13 protein-coding genes are annotated in these 16281 nt (G+C 48.3%); 1 reads left to right on the top strand and 12 read right to left on the bottom strand.

From position 1 onward, the window contains the following. Positions 1–14 precede the first annotated feature (14 nt). Genes citF through FC47_RS01270 form a run of 5 tightly spaced genes read right to left on the bottom strand, consistent with a single transcriptional unit; the run spans position 15 to position 4982 of the window. Positions 15–1553, bottom strand: coding sequence for a citrate lyase subunit alpha (gene citF / locus FC47_RS01290; protein WP_006500678.1), 1539 nt, complete (start codon positions 1551–1553; stop codon positions 15–17). Beyond that, positions 1543–2457: a citrate (pro-3S)-lyase subunit beta gene (citE, locus tag FC47_RS01285; protein WP_006500679.1), complete on the bottom strand. Its 915-nt coding sequence runs from the start codon at positions 2455–2457 to the stop codon at positions 1543–1545. Before citE ends, citF begins: the two co-directional genes overlap by 11 nt. Before the next feature lie 2 nt (positions 2458–2459). Further along, positions 2460–2753 (bottom strand): citrate lyase acyl carrier protein, encoded by a 294-nt coding sequence (citD, locus tag FC47_RS01280; protein WP_006500680.1) that lies wholly within the window; start codon positions 2751–2753, stop codon positions 2460–2462. Next, positions 2743–3804, bottom strand: a complete 1062-nt coding sequence (gene citC / locus FC47_RS01275) for a [citrate (pro-3S)-lyase] ligase (RefSeq protein WP_056967602.1) — start codon at positions 3802–3804, stop codon at positions 2743–2745. The genes citD and citC overlap by 11 nt, the downstream gene beginning before the upstream one ends. Positions 3805–3818: 14 nt before the next feature. Then, positions 3819–4982, bottom strand: coding sequence for an NAD(P)-dependent malic enzyme (locus FC47_RS01270; protein WP_006500682.1), 1164 nt, complete (start codon positions 4980–4982; stop codon positions 3819–3821). Positions 4983–5163: 181 nt separating this feature from the next. On the opposite strand from FC47_RS01270, the gene FC47_RS01265 reads away from it, so the two are divergent. Next, a complete protein-coding gene (locus FC47_RS01265) occupies positions 5164–6114 on the top strand; it encodes a sugar-binding transcriptional regulator (RefSeq protein WP_034540723.1) in 951 nt (316 codons plus the stop codon). A gap of 35 nt (positions 6115–6149) precedes the next feature. Here FC47_RS01265 and FC47_RS01260 read toward each other — a convergent pair whose 3' ends face one another. From FC47_RS01260 to FC47_RS01230, 7 genes are all read right to left on the bottom strand, one after another. After that, the gene (locus tag FC47_RS01260; protein ID WP_056967600.1) at positions 6150–6938 is read right to left on the bottom strand and encodes an alpha/beta fold hydrolase; all 789 of its coding nucleotides are present in this window, start codon (positions 6936–6938) and stop codon (positions 6150–6152) included. A 56-nt stretch (positions 6939–6994) separates the two neighbouring features. After that, positions 6995–8413, bottom strand: coding sequence for a DASS family sodium-coupled anion symporter (locus tag FC47_RS01255; RefSeq protein WP_006500685.1), 1419 nt, complete (start codon positions 8411–8413; stop codon positions 6995–6997). A gap of 40 nt (positions 8414–8453) precedes the next feature. Next, positions 8454–9374, bottom strand: a complete 921-nt coding sequence (locus tag FC47_RS01250) for an L-lactate dehydrogenase (RefSeq protein WP_056967598.1) — start codon at positions 9372–9374, stop codon at positions 8454–8456. A gap of 198 nt (positions 9375–9572) precedes the next feature. After that, entirely contained in the window at positions 9573–10961 is a 1389-nt protein-coding gene (locus FC47_RS01245) for a flavocytochrome c (RefSeq protein ID WP_056967596.1), read from the bottom strand. A 16-nt stretch (positions 10962–10977) separates the two neighbouring features. Next, complete coding sequence (locus tag FC47_RS01240) at positions 10978–12375, bottom strand: class II fumarate hydratase (protein WP_056967594.1); 1398 nt, start codon at positions 12373–12375, stop codon at positions 10978–10980. A 331-nt stretch (positions 12376–12706) separates the two neighbouring features. After that, entirely contained in the window at positions 12707–13297 is a 591-nt protein-coding gene (locus tag FC47_RS01235) for a peptidylprolyl isomerase (protein ID WP_034540716.1), read from the bottom strand. A 978-nt stretch (positions 13298–14275) separates the two neighbouring features. Then, complete coding sequence (locus tag FC47_RS01230) at positions 14276–16210, bottom strand: sucrose-specific PTS transporter subunit IIBC (RefSeq protein ID WP_048345772.1); 1935 nt, start codon at positions 16208–16210, stop codon at positions 14276–14278. Positions 16211–16281 lie beyond the last annotated feature (71 nt).

Below are 16281 nucleotides of genomic sequence, written 5' to 3'. Positions count from 1 at the left end.
TCAGTTTAGACTAACTAGTCCTTAACCTGCTTGATCGTGTCAATAATCGTTCCATCACGGTATTCAACCAGGGCCACCGTCCGATCAGTAAACTGCAGTGGTTCTGGCTTGCCAACCTTGGATTCAGCCAGCTTTTGCAGATCATGAATATCGTAGACTGGCAGACCAGGAACATTGCTCAGGGCATCCTGCAGGTCCTTGCGACGAGGGTTGATGGCAATCCCGTATTCAGTAACCAGTACGTCAACAGATTCGCCTGGCGTAACTACCGTCGTTACATCTGGAACAACCGTAGCAATCCGACCACGAACCAATGGAGCCGAAATAATCGTCAGCTTAGAGGTAGCAGCATCCTGGTGACCACCAATCGCCCCACGAATCACGCCATCAGAACCCGTCATAACGTTAACGTTGAAGTTGGTGTCGATTTCCAGAGCAGATAAAATGGCAACGTCAAGCTGGTCAACCATGGCCCCCTTGTTGTCAGGATCAGCATACCAGGAAGCATCAATTTCTTGTTGGTTTTGGTTGTTCTTCATGGAAGCAGCCGCACCCTTGTCAAAGTCTTGAACGTCCATTACCTTCTTGACCAGGCCTTCTTCAAGCAGCTTAACCGTTGGCGAGGTAATCCCACCCAGAGCAAATGAAGCCGTGATGCCGGCATCGATCATGGATTGACGCAGGAACCGCGTAACGGCCAGGGCTGCACCACCAGAACCAGTTTGGAAGGAGAAGCCATCCTTGAAGTATGGTGAGTTGACGATCACGTCGTTTACCATTGAGGCAATCTTCAATTCCTTAGGGTCCTTAGTGAAACGAGTAGCTCCAGAACCGATCTTGTCAGGGTCACCCACCTTGTCAACCTTAACAACGTAGTCAACCTGCGTCTGCTTGATTGAAGCTGGCGTGTTAGGGTAGTCGACAATGTTGTCAGTCAGCAAGACGACCTTGTCAGCATATTGAGCATCCATCAAAGCATAGCCCAATGAGCCAAAGACGGCATCACCATTCATCCCATTAGCGTTACCCAGCGCATCTGAGTTTGGTACCCCCAGGAAAGCAACGTCGATCTTGATGTTGCCGTTTTCGATTGAACGCGCCCGGTTACCATGTGAACGGAAGATAACTGGGTTCTTTAAGCCACCATGAGATACAAAGTCGCCCAAAGAGCCACGCATTCCTGAACTGGTAATGTTGGTAATCGTACCTGCCTTGATGGCTTCAATCACCTTGTCGTTCATGACACCAGTCAGTGAGGATGGTGCCAGCGTCAGGTCCTTGATCCCCAGCTTCAAGATGATGTCCATTACTTGATTGAAGACAAAGTCACCGTTACGGAAGTGGTGGTGGAAAGAAATCGTCATGCCGTCTTTAACGGTCTTTTTAACAACGTCTTCCAGTGATTCAACAACCTTGTCGTCACCAGTCGTTACAGTAACCTTAGGCGCAACCCGTTGAACCTCGGGATGGCCGATTTCGGTAGTTTCAAATGGCTTGTAGTCGAGCTGCTTCATCAGATCTTCTGGCAGTTCGCGATTTACATTATTTTTCAATGTAGTTTCCCTCCTCGTCAATCAGGTTGGATGCCTTAGCCAGGCGCATCACCCGTTCAGCACGCAGCACAACTGGACGGTCGACCATTTGACCGTTCATGGAAATGACGCCAGAACCCTTGAGTTTGGCTTCCTTGATGGCATTTTCAACGTTCTTGGCGTTTTCGATTTCCTTCTTGGTTGGTTCGTAAACCTTGTTAACCATTGGAATTTGACGTGGGTTAACCAACGACTTGCCGTCAAAGCCAAGCTGGTGAATGTATTCAGTTTCACGGTAGAAGCCTTCCGTGTCGTTCATGTTGGTGAAGACCGTGTCAAAGGCAGCTACACCAGCCGCCCGAGCAGCATGCAGAACCATGTTGCGGGCAAATTCAAGTTCGGCACCATCTGGGTAGCGGTGCGTCTTCATGTCAGTCGTGTAGTCTTCGGCAGACAGCGCAATTCCCATCATCCGATCAGATGCAGAAGCGATTTGGTAGGCGTTGATAACCCCCTTGGCGCTTTCAATGGCAGCCATCAGCATCGTTGAGCCTTCTTCACGGCCAAATTCTTTTTCGGCAGCCGTGATGTCAGCATCCAGCTTCTTAACCATTTCGGCATCTTCAGCTTTTGGCAGCCGGACAACGTCGATCCCAGCCTTAACCATGGCCCGAACGTCATTAGCATAGTATGGCGTGTCTTGACCATTGACCCGGACAACCAGTTCCGCGTCGCCATAGTCCTGCGTTTGCAAAGCTTCGTAAACCAGGTCACGAGCAGCATCTTTTTCAGCCATTGAAACGGCATCTTCCAAGTCGAACATGATGGAGTCGGCACCATAGATACCAGCATCCTTAACCATTGCTGGGTTGTTGCCAGGTACGAACATCATCGTCCGGCGCAAGCGTTCTTTAATTTCAGCCATGCTTACAATACCTCCCATGCAGGTTCATCAGTCGTCTTGGCAGCACGTTGCGCAGCGGCAATCGTGCGGGCCTTGATTACACAATCCAAGGCGCCCTTGTCAACGGCCTTAACCTTAGCGTTTTGAATTCCCATTGCCGTCAGCGTTTCAGTGATGACCTTCTTGATCTGGGTGCCAAACTGCTTGGCAACGTCTGATTCCAAATCAATCGCAATGCCATCCGTACCCTTGGACAGCATGATTTGAATATCAGATGATTCCAAGGTACCAGCTACTGCGGTTTCCTTAATTTCCATTGATGTTCATTCCTTCCTTGATCCGCTCTTGAAGTATCGCAACATGGTCTTCAACGAACTTCTGCGTCGTTGCTGGGACGAGCCCCACGATGGCATCGAGATTGTCATCCTTGATGCATTTGCGTACCTCGGTCGCGGTAATATAATTTCCATTAGTTGCCGTCTTGCGATCAATAATCTTTAACGCAACTTTAGGCGGCAGTTCCTGCTGCAAAACTTGATTATAGATTCCAGTCGTTCGTGATAACGGCTCACTGCCAACATAACGCGTCTTTATATTGAGTGCCGGTGCGATCGTGTCGCGAAAGACGCGGGCATCTAAGGTTGTCTGGTAGCGAATCGTCTGGTCGGCTGATTCCAAAAAGTAGGCTGGGAAAGTAGCATAACTGACCATATAATCGCCACCATCAACGACAATGACGTTCTTTAGGTCAGCCGTCCCCGCTTTTACCAGTTCGAATCGTTCACTGGTCTTAAACAGCGACAGATCCGTATTGACTACAAAGACATAGACCAGATCGTTTTCTTTAGCTGCCTGCTCGACCAAGTAGCGATGACCATTGGTAAAGGGGTTGGCATTCATAACGATGCCCGCTACTTTTTTAGTCGCTTGTCCGTCCACACGCGGAACAGCGGCTAAATAATCATCAACGTTCGGATCGCCGGTTTCCAAAAAGGCGGCAACATCCGAATGAGCCAGTTCCTTAAAGCCGAGGTGCTGAAAGCTTGCGGAATATCTGGCCTTGGTAAAGACAAACAAATGAAAGCGATGTTCTTGAAAGAGTCGATTCGTCAAGGCACTGACAATAGCATTGAACCTGGCTCCCGGCACGGCTTCTTTGTTGCAGACGCCAATGTATTTCAAGACATTGCCGGCAGCTGATCCCGTACCAACCAACTGGCCTTGTTCATCAAGCAGTCCCAGAGTAAAATCGATCTTGTCGACCTCAGCATCCGAAAAGTTATGAATTCCCAACGATTCCAAAAACTGCTGCCATTTCTGCCGGGTAGCTCGATCACTCAGATGCAGATCAACAATGTGATTTTCCATGGGACGACTCCTTTTTATTTTGATTGACTGGCATAATCAACAACCGCTTTTGCTACGGTTGGGACGACGCGCTCATCAAAGACGCTGGGAACGATATTCTCAGCAGTCGGTTCCGCAACCACGCTGGCCAGTGCCTGAGCAACTGCTTTTTGCAGATCCATGTCAACCTTTTTCAAGCCGCTGGCCAATAAGCCTTTGAACAGTCCGGGAAAAGCCAGAATGTTATTGACCTGATTAGGGTATTGGCTAGATCCAGTAGCAATTACGGCTGCCCCGGCTTCCTTAGCTTTTTCAGGTGCAATTTCCTGATGCGGATTTGCCAGAGCAAAGATGATTGGCTGCTCATTCATCTGCTTGACGTCATGACGATTGATGACATTGCCGGTTGAAAGTCCGATAAAGGCATCCTGTCCCTTGATGGCATCATGAATATTTTGATTTTCCATCCTTTGCGGCGTTCCCAACTTAGCGGCAAACAACCGCTGATAATCATTGGCGCGGTAATCCTCACTGGTAATGACGCCGTGAACGTCAACCAGCGTTAAGTGCTTGATGCCGGCCGCATACAGCAGGCGCGCCGTTGCCAGTCCAGAGGCACCAACACCATTGATTACGACGCGCAGATCCGTCAGCTTTTTGCCAACGACCTTGGCAGCATTGATCAAACCAGCTAAAACCACAATGGCACTGCCTTCTTGATCGTCATGATAGACTGGTATGTCCAGCTCTTCGCTCAGGGCATTTTCAATTTCAAAACAGCGCGGTGCGGCAATGTCTTCAAGATGAATGCCAGCAAATGATAGCGAGATGTTTTTGATCGTCTTGATGATTTCTTTTGGGCTAACTTGATCAACTGCCAGCGGAATGGCGTTGATATTGGCCAGATCCTTGTACAGCAAGGCTTTCCCTTCAATAACCGGCAGGCCGGCAGCCGGGCCGACGTTACCAAGTCCCAGTACGGCCGTCCCATCAGTAATCAAGGCAACCAGTTTGCCGCTGACCGTAAACTTGTCTTTGAGTTCCGGCTTTTCGGCAATCATTCTTGATAAGACCGCTACCCCGGGCGTATAAGCCTTTTGCAGGTCTGCTCGGTCCTCAATGTCAAAATCAGTTTTAATGTCCAGCATCCCGGTATGGGCTTGATGCAGACGAAGAATAGCATCTTCTTCTGAAGTCATCTAATCATCCCTTCAAGTTATCAAATTCTCAAACTCATCTATTATTTCAAATCTCTCATCAGTAATTTTACTCTCCCTTTTTAACTTTTTCAAATAGTTATAATATTTTTTCAAAATTAAAAAAGTTTGCTATTATTAAAAAAGAGATTCAGAATCGTCTTTAGAAAGAAGGATCATTAACATGAACGACATCACACAGCAAGGACAACTGGCAGATATTGCCCGTGACTATTATCTCGGCCAGCTGACCATCACCCAACTGTCGGAAAAATACCAATTAAGCCGTTATCTGATTACCAAGGCTTTAAATGAGGCACGCGCGGCTGGCATCGTTAGAATCACCATTAATTCACCAATCGATCGCAACACTGAATTAGAGACTCGTTTTGCGGAGCTCTTTCCGCATACCAACACGATGATCATCAAAGACGCCGCCACGACCAACGCTGATATCGAAAACATCATCGACTTTGCCGCGGCGGAAATTCAGCGCCATATTAAAGGCAGCGAAATCGTTGGCGTCAGCTGGGGCGGAACGCTGATGAACATCATCAATCGTTTCCAAACCGACGTCCGTGATGACCTGATCTTTACCCAGTTTATGGGCGACAATCTCAAGTACAGCTCAGCAATCGGTGCAACACCATTGGTTCAGCGCGCTGCTGCCAAGTATGGATCCAGTTACCTGACCATTCCAGCTCCACTTTACATTCTCAACGACACCGTCAGAGAACAGCTTAAAAATGAACCAGCCATGGCTAACGTCTTTGAACAGTGCGGTAAGATGGACATGCTTTTTACCGGTATTGGCACGATCGACTCAGTCAACAGCATTCGGGTCTGGCATCAAAGTCTTAACGAAATTTTCGAAAACGTTGATCGTCAAGAAATCGTCGGTATGCTTTACGGTCGCCCCTACAACATTGATGGTCAGATTCTAACGCCAAAGAGCGACAAACTATTTGGTGCCTCCGTAGCCGCACTTTTAGAGGTACCTTGCCGGATTGGCGTCGTTAAAAGCAAGTTTAAGGCCCGCGCCATGCTGGGAGCCTTACGCGGCAGTCTCTTAACCGACATTATTACCAATGAGGCCGTAGCCAACCGAGTCCTGCTGGAATTGGACAACAACTGATCTTTATGCGTCGTCTGCTGTAGGCGACGTTTTTTTTATGACTGAACGCTCATCGCAAAACGATCTAAAATCTGGTTGAAGGCAGCTGGCTGTTCTGCCATTACGGCATGACCGGCATTGGCAACAACCTGTGTCTGCGCTTTTTCATTTAGGATCTGAATGGCCTGCAGAAAATCAGGATTAAAGTATGGCGACTTTTCACCAGCAACCGCCAAAAACGGTACCGGCATCAAAGCAACGATATCGCGCCAGTCCTGGAAGGCATGGTCAATCGCAAAATTAAAATTGGCGCTTTGGTCATACGGATGCAGGGTATTGGCCTGACGAACGGCATTAACCGTAGCCTCGTCAATCTTGACGGCAGTAGCGCGGCCAAGCGGCATTTTCAGTGCTGCCGGGAATTCATCCCAGGTCAGATTCTTAAAGCCATAATGCCACGTCTCGTCATTAATCATCTTAGGGCTTTGGTCAATATCAATCAGGCCATCCAACTGACCACGGCCAAACAATGAGACATAGCCAAACATCGTCGAAGCGCCCATTGAATGCCCCACTGCTAAGCAATGCTCAATCGACAGACTCTGCAGCAATTCATAAACATCGATTGCATGCCGCGAGATGCGCGCACCCTTAAAAGTATGTTCAGAGGCGCCTTGATTGCGTGCATCAAAAGTAACCACCCGATAGCCGTTTTGCAGCAAAAATTCCTTGGTCGGCCGCCAGATTTCCTTGCACATTCCCAATCCACTGACCAATATAACCGGATAGCCAGTTCCTTCATCCTCATAATCCAGACGTACGTGATCTGATGTAATAAATTTCATAATCTTTCCTTTCGATGCAAAAAAAGCGACCCCAACCGGATCGCTTTTTTGCATGTCTACCACATGCCGATAACTTTCATCCAAAGAGGTGCTACCGTCAAGAAGACTACCAGATAAAGCAGACCCAAGACAAAGCTCATGCGCCACCATTCACCCTGTTTAACATAACCGGAGCTTGCCAAAATGGAAGCAGGACCGTTGGCATAGTGAGTGGTCGAAGCCATGATTGAAGAACAGAATGCCAGCATCATTGCCGCCAGCATAACTGGTGCCCCCGCCGAAACGGCAACTCCGACAAACGGAGCGTACAAAGCCGTAACGTGTGCTGTGGCACTGGCAAAAAGATAGTGAGCGTAGAAATAGATGATCATCAGAATTGCCAGAACTGCAACCCAGTTCATACCGTGCAGACCGCTAGCAATTGACTTAGACAGCCACTTGATCAGACCCATTTCAGAAAGCTCGCCTGCCATGAAGACCAGAATTGAAAGCCAAATCAAAACGTTCCAGGCACCTGTTTCACTCAGCAGATCCTTAGTAGTCAAAACCCCAAAGATCAGCAGCAGTGAGATTGCCAAGAAAGCAACGAATGAAGCTTCAATGCCCAAGGTGTTGGACATCATCCACAAAACGATCGTTAAGATGAAGACGCCTGCCATGATCTTTTCAGAAACTTTCATTGGTCCCATTTCGCGCAGGCTCTTGTCAGCCCATTCACGAGCATTTGGCGTTTCTTTGATCTCAGGCGGATACATCTTGTAGATCACGAATGGCACCAGGATAAACAGCAGCAGACAAGGTACGACACTAGCCGTAAACCAGCCCAGCCAGGTAATGTGAATCTTCATCGTCTTAGCCAGGGCAACGATAACCAGGTTAGGTGCCAGGGCCGTCATAAACATAGCCGAAGTGATGATGTTGCTGTTAAATTCAGAGAACGTCAGGAACGCCCCGATTTTTTTGCGTGAATCGTCATTTGGTTCGGAACCAAACGTCTTGGCCAAGGATTCAACCAGTGGGTAAACGATCCCACCGGCACGGGCCGTGTTGGAAGGCGTAGCTGGCGCCGTGATCAGATCGATTCCCCCAACGGCATAGGCCAGGCCAAGCGTCTTTTTACCAAAGGCTTTGATCAGATACAGGGCAATCCGGTGACCCAGACCAGTCTTAATGATCCCCCGTGCCAACATAAAGGCCATGGCAATCAGCCAGGAAGAAGAATTGCTGAAGGCCGTCAGTGCATCGTCCATTGGTACCAGCTTGGTCAGTACCATGACAGTAAAGCCGATCAAAGTTACGGCAGCAATTGGCAGCGGCTGCGTAATGCAGGCAGCAATCGTTGCAATAAAGATCGCCATCATATGCCAGGCAGCAACTGAAACGCCGGCTGGCCGAACTGGAGCCGTGAACCAGATCAGCAGCCCGATAATTAATGGGGCAATAAAGCCCTTATACTTAACTTTTGCTAAACCCATTGTGATATTTCCTCCAAAAAGGTTGTCTCAAAATCCTAATCTAAAGCTCAACGCCATCCAAAACTTCTTTCATTTTGGCGGCGGAGTGCTGCATTGCCGCTACCTCGCGTTTTGAAAGCGGCGTTTCAATGACATAGCGAATTCCAGTCCGGTTAACGGAAGCCGGTGTTCCCAGATATAGGCCCTTGATGCCATACTGACCATTCAAAGGAGCCGATAATGGCAAAACGATTGAACGGTTGAAGATGATGGCCTCGCAAATCAAAGACAGGCAGCGGGCAACGCCATAATAGGTCGCACCTTTGGAACGAATAATCGCGCCACCTTTTTTCTTGACCCCGGACTGCATTTCTGCAAGCTCTTCATCGCTGACATCAGCAAACTCTTTTAAAGGCTTGCCGGCAATCGTCGCTTCATCAAAGTTGGCAAACGACGTATCACCATGCTCGCCTAATACGTCAACGCTGATTTCGCGTACAGGCACATGACAGCGTTTGGCAAGCGCTACTCGCAGTCTGGCCGTATCCAGCGAGGTCCCCGTACCGATAACCCGGTTCTTTGGAAAACCAGAGATCCGCTGCGTCAGCGTCGTCAAAATATCAACTGGGTTGGAAGCAACGACAAAGATTCCCTTAAAGCCGCTGTTAACGATTGGGTCGATGATCGTCTTTAAAATGCCAACGTTTTTGTTGACCAGGTCTAAACGACTCTCGCCGGGCTTGCGCGGAATACCCGCCGTGATGACTACAACGTCGGTATCGGCTGCATCTTCATACTTGCCAGCGCGAACCACCGTCGTTCCATCGAACATGGCCAGGTCTTCCAAATCCATTGCATCGCCGGCCGCTTTTTGCGTCTTACGATCAACAATGATCAATTCATCTAAACTAACGTGTTGCAGTAAATCGTTGGCAAAAGCAGAACCAACTGCACCATCGCCAACCAGCATAACTTTTGACATATCTGATTTTCCTCTCTACTCGACTGAAACAGCACTTACAGCACTATTTTCAAAATTTTCCAACAAATTTTAGTATTGTACACGCTTCTTGTGATAATTTCAACAAAATAATGGCTAAGAATACGACAGGGTGACATCCTACCAACCCTGTCGCATATTAATTTATTCAGACCCGCGTACGCTACTCAAAGCAGAAAATTAATGTTCGCGAGCATAAACCGTTACTTGTTGACCAGCCTGACGACCAAAGATGATCGTTTCAGCGATTGAGTTGCCGCCGACCCGGTTGTTGCCGTGCAGGCCGCCAGAAACCTCACCAGCTGCATACAGGCCAGGAATAACGTCACCATTGCCATCAAGTACCTGCGTCTTGGTATTGATGTGAATTCCACCCATCGTGTAGTGGATGGCAGGTGCGATATGAATGGCAAAGTAGCCTGGCTTGGACAGATCGCGATCCATCCCCGTCGTCCGGCCAAATTCCTTGTCGTCGCTAGCTTTGACAGCCTGGTTCCAAGTTTCAACCGTATTCTTCAAGACAGCTGGATCCATCTTCAGGTTCTTAGCCAGATCCTCAATCGTGTCGCCATGAACGACCAGACCAACCTTGTCGTAGAATTCAATGGCCTTGGCATGATCGCGCACGCCTTGGTCAAAGATCAGATAGGCACTGTGTTCTGGCAGAGCGGTAATCGTTTCTGAGACGATCTTACGCGTGTTCAGCTCGTTGACGAAACGCTTGCCTTGGAAGTTAACCAGGATTGCCCCTTCACCACGAACGGCTTCACCAATCAGGTAGACATGTGGATTGTCTTGTTGAACGGTTGGGTGAACCTGAACGAAATTCATCTGCGTCAGCTGGGCGCCAACCTCTTCAGCCAGCGTCAAGCCATCACCGGTTGCACCTGGCTGATTAGTCGTCTTGTAGTCGGCCAGATCTGGACGGTAGCGCTTGATGTATTCCTTGGAGGCCCCAAAGCCACCAGTTGCCAATAAGACGGCCTTGGCATTGATCTGCTTGGTTTGACCATCAACACTGGCAACTACGCCGGCAACTGCGCCTTGATCGTTTTTGACCAGCTTTTCGACCTTTACCTTGTTGAAGACCGGAATCTTCTCTTGAGCCGCTACATCCAGCAGGCTCTTAACCAGGAATCCACCAATTGGCGCCATTGAAGCTGGGCGGTGCGTCCGTTTTTTAGACATCCCACCAGTAATCGTAACGTCTTCCAGCTTGATGCCATGATCAGCCAGCCAGTCGATTGCCAGTGGCGAGTGAACGACGAAGAATCCCAGCATATCCTTATCATTGAGCTTACCACCGTCTTTGTAGGTTTCCCGGTAGAAGTCATTGATGTTGTCAATAATGCCATGCTTGAGCTGAACGTTGGTCTCGGCGGCGTTCATCCCAGAAGATGCTCGGTTGGTATTACCGCCAAGCTGTTCTTCTTTTTCCAGTACGGCAACGTTCATTCCCAGTTCATGGGCTTGAATTGCAGCTGCCAGACCGGTACCGCCAGAACCAACGATTACCGCATCATAGCTGTCTGCCAGTTGACTGACTGGCGTGGTTTGAAATTGTGCCATTTTGCAGCTCCTTTGATTAGTCTTCGTAGTCATGACGATCAGCGTTGGTCATCTTCAGCGGATCCATCCATTCGTCATATTGTTCTTCAGTAACCTTGCCAGACTTCAAGGCAGCTTCCTTCAGCGTGCTGCCGGCCTTGTCAGCGGCTTGAGCAATCTTGGCACTGTCATGGTAGCCGATGTGTGGAGAAAGTGCCGTCACGGTCATCAGCGAGTTGTCCAGCAGTTCCTTCATCCGCTTTTCGTTAACCGTTAAGCCATGAATCATCTTGTCGGCAAAGCCCATCGTCGTACCCGTCAGCAGGTCGGCAGATTCCAAGAAGGCATCGATCATAACCGGCTTGAAGACGTTCATTTCAAAGTTGCCTTGTGAGGAGGCAGTTGAAACAACCACATCATTGCCAAAGACCCGCAGAGCAGCCATCGTAACGGCTTCAGCTTGAGTTGGGTTAACCTTGCCGGGCATGATTGAAGAGCCTGGTTCGTTGGCAGGAATGTGCAGTTCGCCATAGCCAGCCCGTGGACCAGAAGCCAGGAACCGGATGTCTTGGGCAATCTTGAACATGTCAGCTGCCAGCGTCTTCAAGGCCCCGTGAACCACGTTAAGACCAGAGTGGTGCGACAGGCCGTAGAACTTGTTGCTCTTGGCAGTCAGCTTCAGACCATATGCCTGGCTGAGCTTTTCAGCGATCTTTTCAGGCATGCCTTCAGCTGCGTTCAGACCAGTACCAACAGCCGTACCACCAATTGCCAGTTCTTCCAGCGTTGGTTCGAGCTGTTCAATGTACTTCAGGTCATGTTCAAGCGCAGCCACATAGCCAGAGACTTCTTGGCCAAAAGTCAATGGAACGGCATCCTGCAGGTGGGTCCGGCCAACCTTAACCGTTTCCCAGTACTTGTCCTGCTTGATCTTCAGTTCGTCAATCAGGTGCTGTACGGCTGGCTTCAGCTTATCCAAAGCTTCCAAGGCTACGACGTTCATTGCCGTTGGGAACGTGTCGTTTGAGCTTTGACCCTTGTTGACGTCATCGTTAGGCAGGATCTCTACGTCAGGGTTGATCTGCATAGCCTTGTGAGCAACGACTTCATTAGTATTCATATTGGTCTGCGTACCAGAACCGGTTTGGTAGACCTTCAATGGGAAGTCCTTGCGCAGATCTTCATCGCTTAAGGCAAGCAGTTCGTCAACGGCTTTAACGATCAGGCTGCCCTTTTCTTCTGAAATAGCATTGGTTTCCATGTTGGCTTGAGCAGCTGCCTTTTTAATGTTCAGCAGTGCACGAATGATGGCGATTGGCATGTATTGGCCAGTTGGGAAGTTGTGACGGCTCCGTTCAGTTTGCGGGCCCCACAAAGCATCAGCAGGGATTTGAACTGGACCTAGAGTATCTTCTTCAGTACGAAATTCTGGCATATTAAAACCTCCAATTGAATTCAACATGCGATATAAACAAAGTGATGTAAGCGTTGTTGCTTTTCTACGGTTCCAACTTTACTCTGCATAATTAGATATAGTCAAAACAAATAGAGCTGATAAGAATTCCTTATAATCCCCCATTAAAATGCCTTTCCTAAGCTGTTTTAATCTTTTTGAAACTTTTGCACAATCTTTAATTAATTTCAAAAAAACTAAAATTTTTTCGCTTGATTGATCAATTAGGCATTTTACATTTAAAAGTCAATCAGCAGCAATAAAAAATACTGCTAATCAGCTCAGTCAAGCCATTAGCAGTATTGCACTCATATTATTCTTCTGTAATTTCAACCGTCGTCATTACAACGTCTTCTTTAGGCTTGTCAGCTGCATCACGAGCAACCCGGCTGATCTCATCAACCACGTCCATGCCGCTGACTACCTGACCAAAGACGGTGTGGTGCCCATCAAGCCATGGCGTACCACCATTCTTTTCGTAATTGGCGATGACTTCGGCTGGCCAGCCCAGCTGCTTCATTTGACCAATCATATTGCCAGGTACCTGCGTAGCACTGACGATAAAGAATTGGCTGCCGTTGGTATTAGGACCGGCATTGGCCATTGACAGCGCGCCATTAAAGTTAAACAGCTCACGGCTGAATTCATCTTCAAACGGTGCGCCAAAGCTGCTTTGTCCGCCAGCTCCAGTCCCGGTTGGATCACCGCCTTGAATCATGAATTCGGGAATCACCCGGTGGAACGTTACCCCATCATAGTAGCCCTGCTTGGCCAGCGTAATAAAGTTCTCAACCGTCTTAGGCGCCTGATCTGGGAACAGCTGAATGGTTACATCACCATGGTTGGTCTTGATGGTTGCTTTAGGTCCCTTGGCATCTGCCAGGTTCAATTGTGGATAGGTCATGTTTTCCTCCTGCTAATATAGAAAATCAAGTTATACCTAATTCTATCATTATTTTGGATTAACACGATCTGATATTGATCAACGTTTTTATCACGATGAAAAATTTTAAGACAACTGCTGACCGGCTTGGCATCTATTGATATACCGTACGCTCCGCAGAAATCGGAAACGAAAAAACAGCTCCGGCAGCCAAGCTCCATAACCTCAATGATAATTTCAACAGCATTTAGCTTCCCAAAACCATTTTGCAAACTAGAAGTTCAAGTCCAATGACGCAGCAACAGTCAACCAATATCGGCCAAACATATTAAAGCCACCGATATTTTATCGTTAGGATCAAAACGACAGCTTACTGGCTCATCGTGACTGTCAGACGACCAACTTTGTGAAAGAACTGAATCTTTGACCGCTGATAATACTGAATTTACCTACTTTACCTTGTTTTTTCACCCATAGTAGGCAGCTGTATATCCAGCCAAACTTTACCTACTTTTGGCAGCTTTTCTTCAAATCGTAGGTAACAATGCATATTCTAGGGTTGATTAGGTCAGACCAACTTTGTGAATTACCTACGATTAGGGGATTTTTAGTTAATAGTAGGTAATGTTAGACTCCCCTAACTTGATATACATTAATTTTTACCTACTATGCATCGCTTTTTCACCGATAGTAAGTAATCGTCTTTGATCATCTAAAATTATGCAGATTTTTTTGCATAATGCCACCACTATCGTTTGATGACGACTTTTACAACTGACAGACAAGCGCTTCTTGATGATGATCAGATGCTTGACTGACTACGCGACTCCGAATTATCCGCCTTGCTCAGATTCTTAGCCATGACCAGGATTATGCCGACCCAGACATTCTGGACCGCCGCGATGCTGATTCTAATTGCCAAAGCTGCCAAGCAAATCAAAAACCGCCCGATTCCCAGTCATCGAGCGGTTTTAGCATTAATGCAAAGATGTTTAGTCGTTATTTGGCAACTTCAATCAGCTTTTCGCCGTGCTTGATCTCGCCTTCTGCAACGTGTTCAACCTTGGCGTAGCTGGCCGTATTGGTTACAACGACCATTACCGTAGTATCGTAGCCAGCCGCTTCAACAGCCTTGAGATCAACCGTCCCCAGCTTGTCACCGCGCTTAACGGTTTGGCCTTGCTCAACTGCACTGGTGAAGTGTTCGCCTTTCAGATTAACCGTGTCCAAACCAACGTGGATCAAAATTTCGGCCCCATCATCAGACGTAATGCCATATGCATGCTTAGTAGCATAAGCAACGGTAATCTTACCATCAACTGGTGAGTAGATGGTGCCATCGCTTGGTACGACAGCCGCGCCATCACCCATCATCTTTTGGGAGAAAACCTCATCTTTAACCTTGGACAGATCTTCTACCTTGCCATCAATTGGGCTCAGCACTTCTTCACTCTTAACGGCACCAGCAGGCTCAGCAGCCGTTGCCTCAGCCTGAACCTCAACTGCCTTGGCTTCAGCATCAGCCTCAGCTTCAGTAACTGGATCGATCAGGTTGCGGTGGGCCTTGCCATAGAAGAACGTGACACAGAATGCAATGGCAAAACTGATCAGCTCACAAAGGACGTAAAGCGGAATCGACTTGGCATTGATCGAAAGGAAGCCAATGAAACCAGCCGAGCCAAGCGATACGGCAATCACGTGGAACATACCGGCCAATGCACTGGCAACACATGAGCCAATCAAAGCACAGAAGAATGGGAACTTCAATTTCAGGTTAACCCCGAAGATTGCTGGTTCAGTAATCCCCAACAGAGCTGAAACAGCGGCTGAGCTGGAAAGACCCTTCATCTTCTTGTTCTTGGTCAGGAAGTAGACCGCCGTCGTCGCAGCCCCTTGCGCAACGTTAGCCATGGAAGCAACGACAAAGATAAAGTCGCCATAGCCAGTTCCCGACTTAAAGGCCGAGATCAATTGCGTTTCGATGGCTGGGAAGCTTTGGTGCAGACCCGTCAAAACGATTGGTGAGTAGAAGGCACCAAAGATACCAGTTCCGACCCAGCCAAGCGTGTTGTAGATCCAAACAATCGCAGCCGTGATCCAGTCGGAAAGATCCCGCATAACCGGACCCACAATGGTAAACGTCAGAAAACCAGTCAACAGAATCGACAGCAGCGGCGTAAACGTAAAGTCAACCGCGCTTGGCAGCTTCTTGTGGAACCACTTTTCAAAGATCGACAGCAGCCAAACTGCAGCCAGCGCCGGAATAACCTGGCCCGTGTAAGGCTGCATTGAAACGTGCAGACCAAAGACGTTCCAGAAGTGCCCCGCCTGCAGCAGCGGTGAGGTCATCATCATACCGACAACCGCGCCCAAAAATGGGTTGGCACCAAACCGCTTGGCACCAGAGATCCCAACCAGAATTGGCAGGAACGTAAACGGCGCTGCCGACATTACGTTGACCATCGATTCGATTCCCTTGAGCGAAGGGTACATCTGAATGACTGACTTTGGCCCAAACAGACCAGGTGAAGCCAGCACGTTGTCCAAAGCCATCAAAAGACCGCCGGCAACCAAGGCTGGAATCAACGGTACGAAGATGTCAGACAAAAGCTTGATGAACGCCATCACCGGATTCGTCTTTTGGTTCTTGGCGGCAACCTGCTTCAGCTCTTGGGTTGACATTTCCTTTAAGCCGGTAATCTTAACCATTTCATCGTAGACATTGTTGACATCACCAGGGCCAATGATGATCTGGTATTGACCGTTCGTTTCAAACGTCCCTTTGATGTCGGCATCGCTATCCAACATTTTTTGATTGATCTTGGAATCATCCTTGACCACCAAACGAAGCCGCGTGGCACAGTGCGCAGCAGCCACGATGTTATCTTTGCCCACCGCTTTGACAACGGTTTGGGCGACTCGTTTATGATCCATAATTGCTCTCCCCAGATAAATAATTGCATTGCTAACCAAATAAAATAAATGTTAAAAACATCTGTAAGCGC

It is taken from the genome of Limosilactobacillus mucosae DSM 13345, from assembly GCF_001436025.1.
Taxonomy (GTDB): domain Bacteria; phylum Bacillota; class Bacilli; order Lactobacillales; family Lactobacillaceae; genus Limosilactobacillus; species Limosilactobacillus mucosae.
This window is presented reverse-complemented; position numbering and strand designations above follow the sequence as displayed.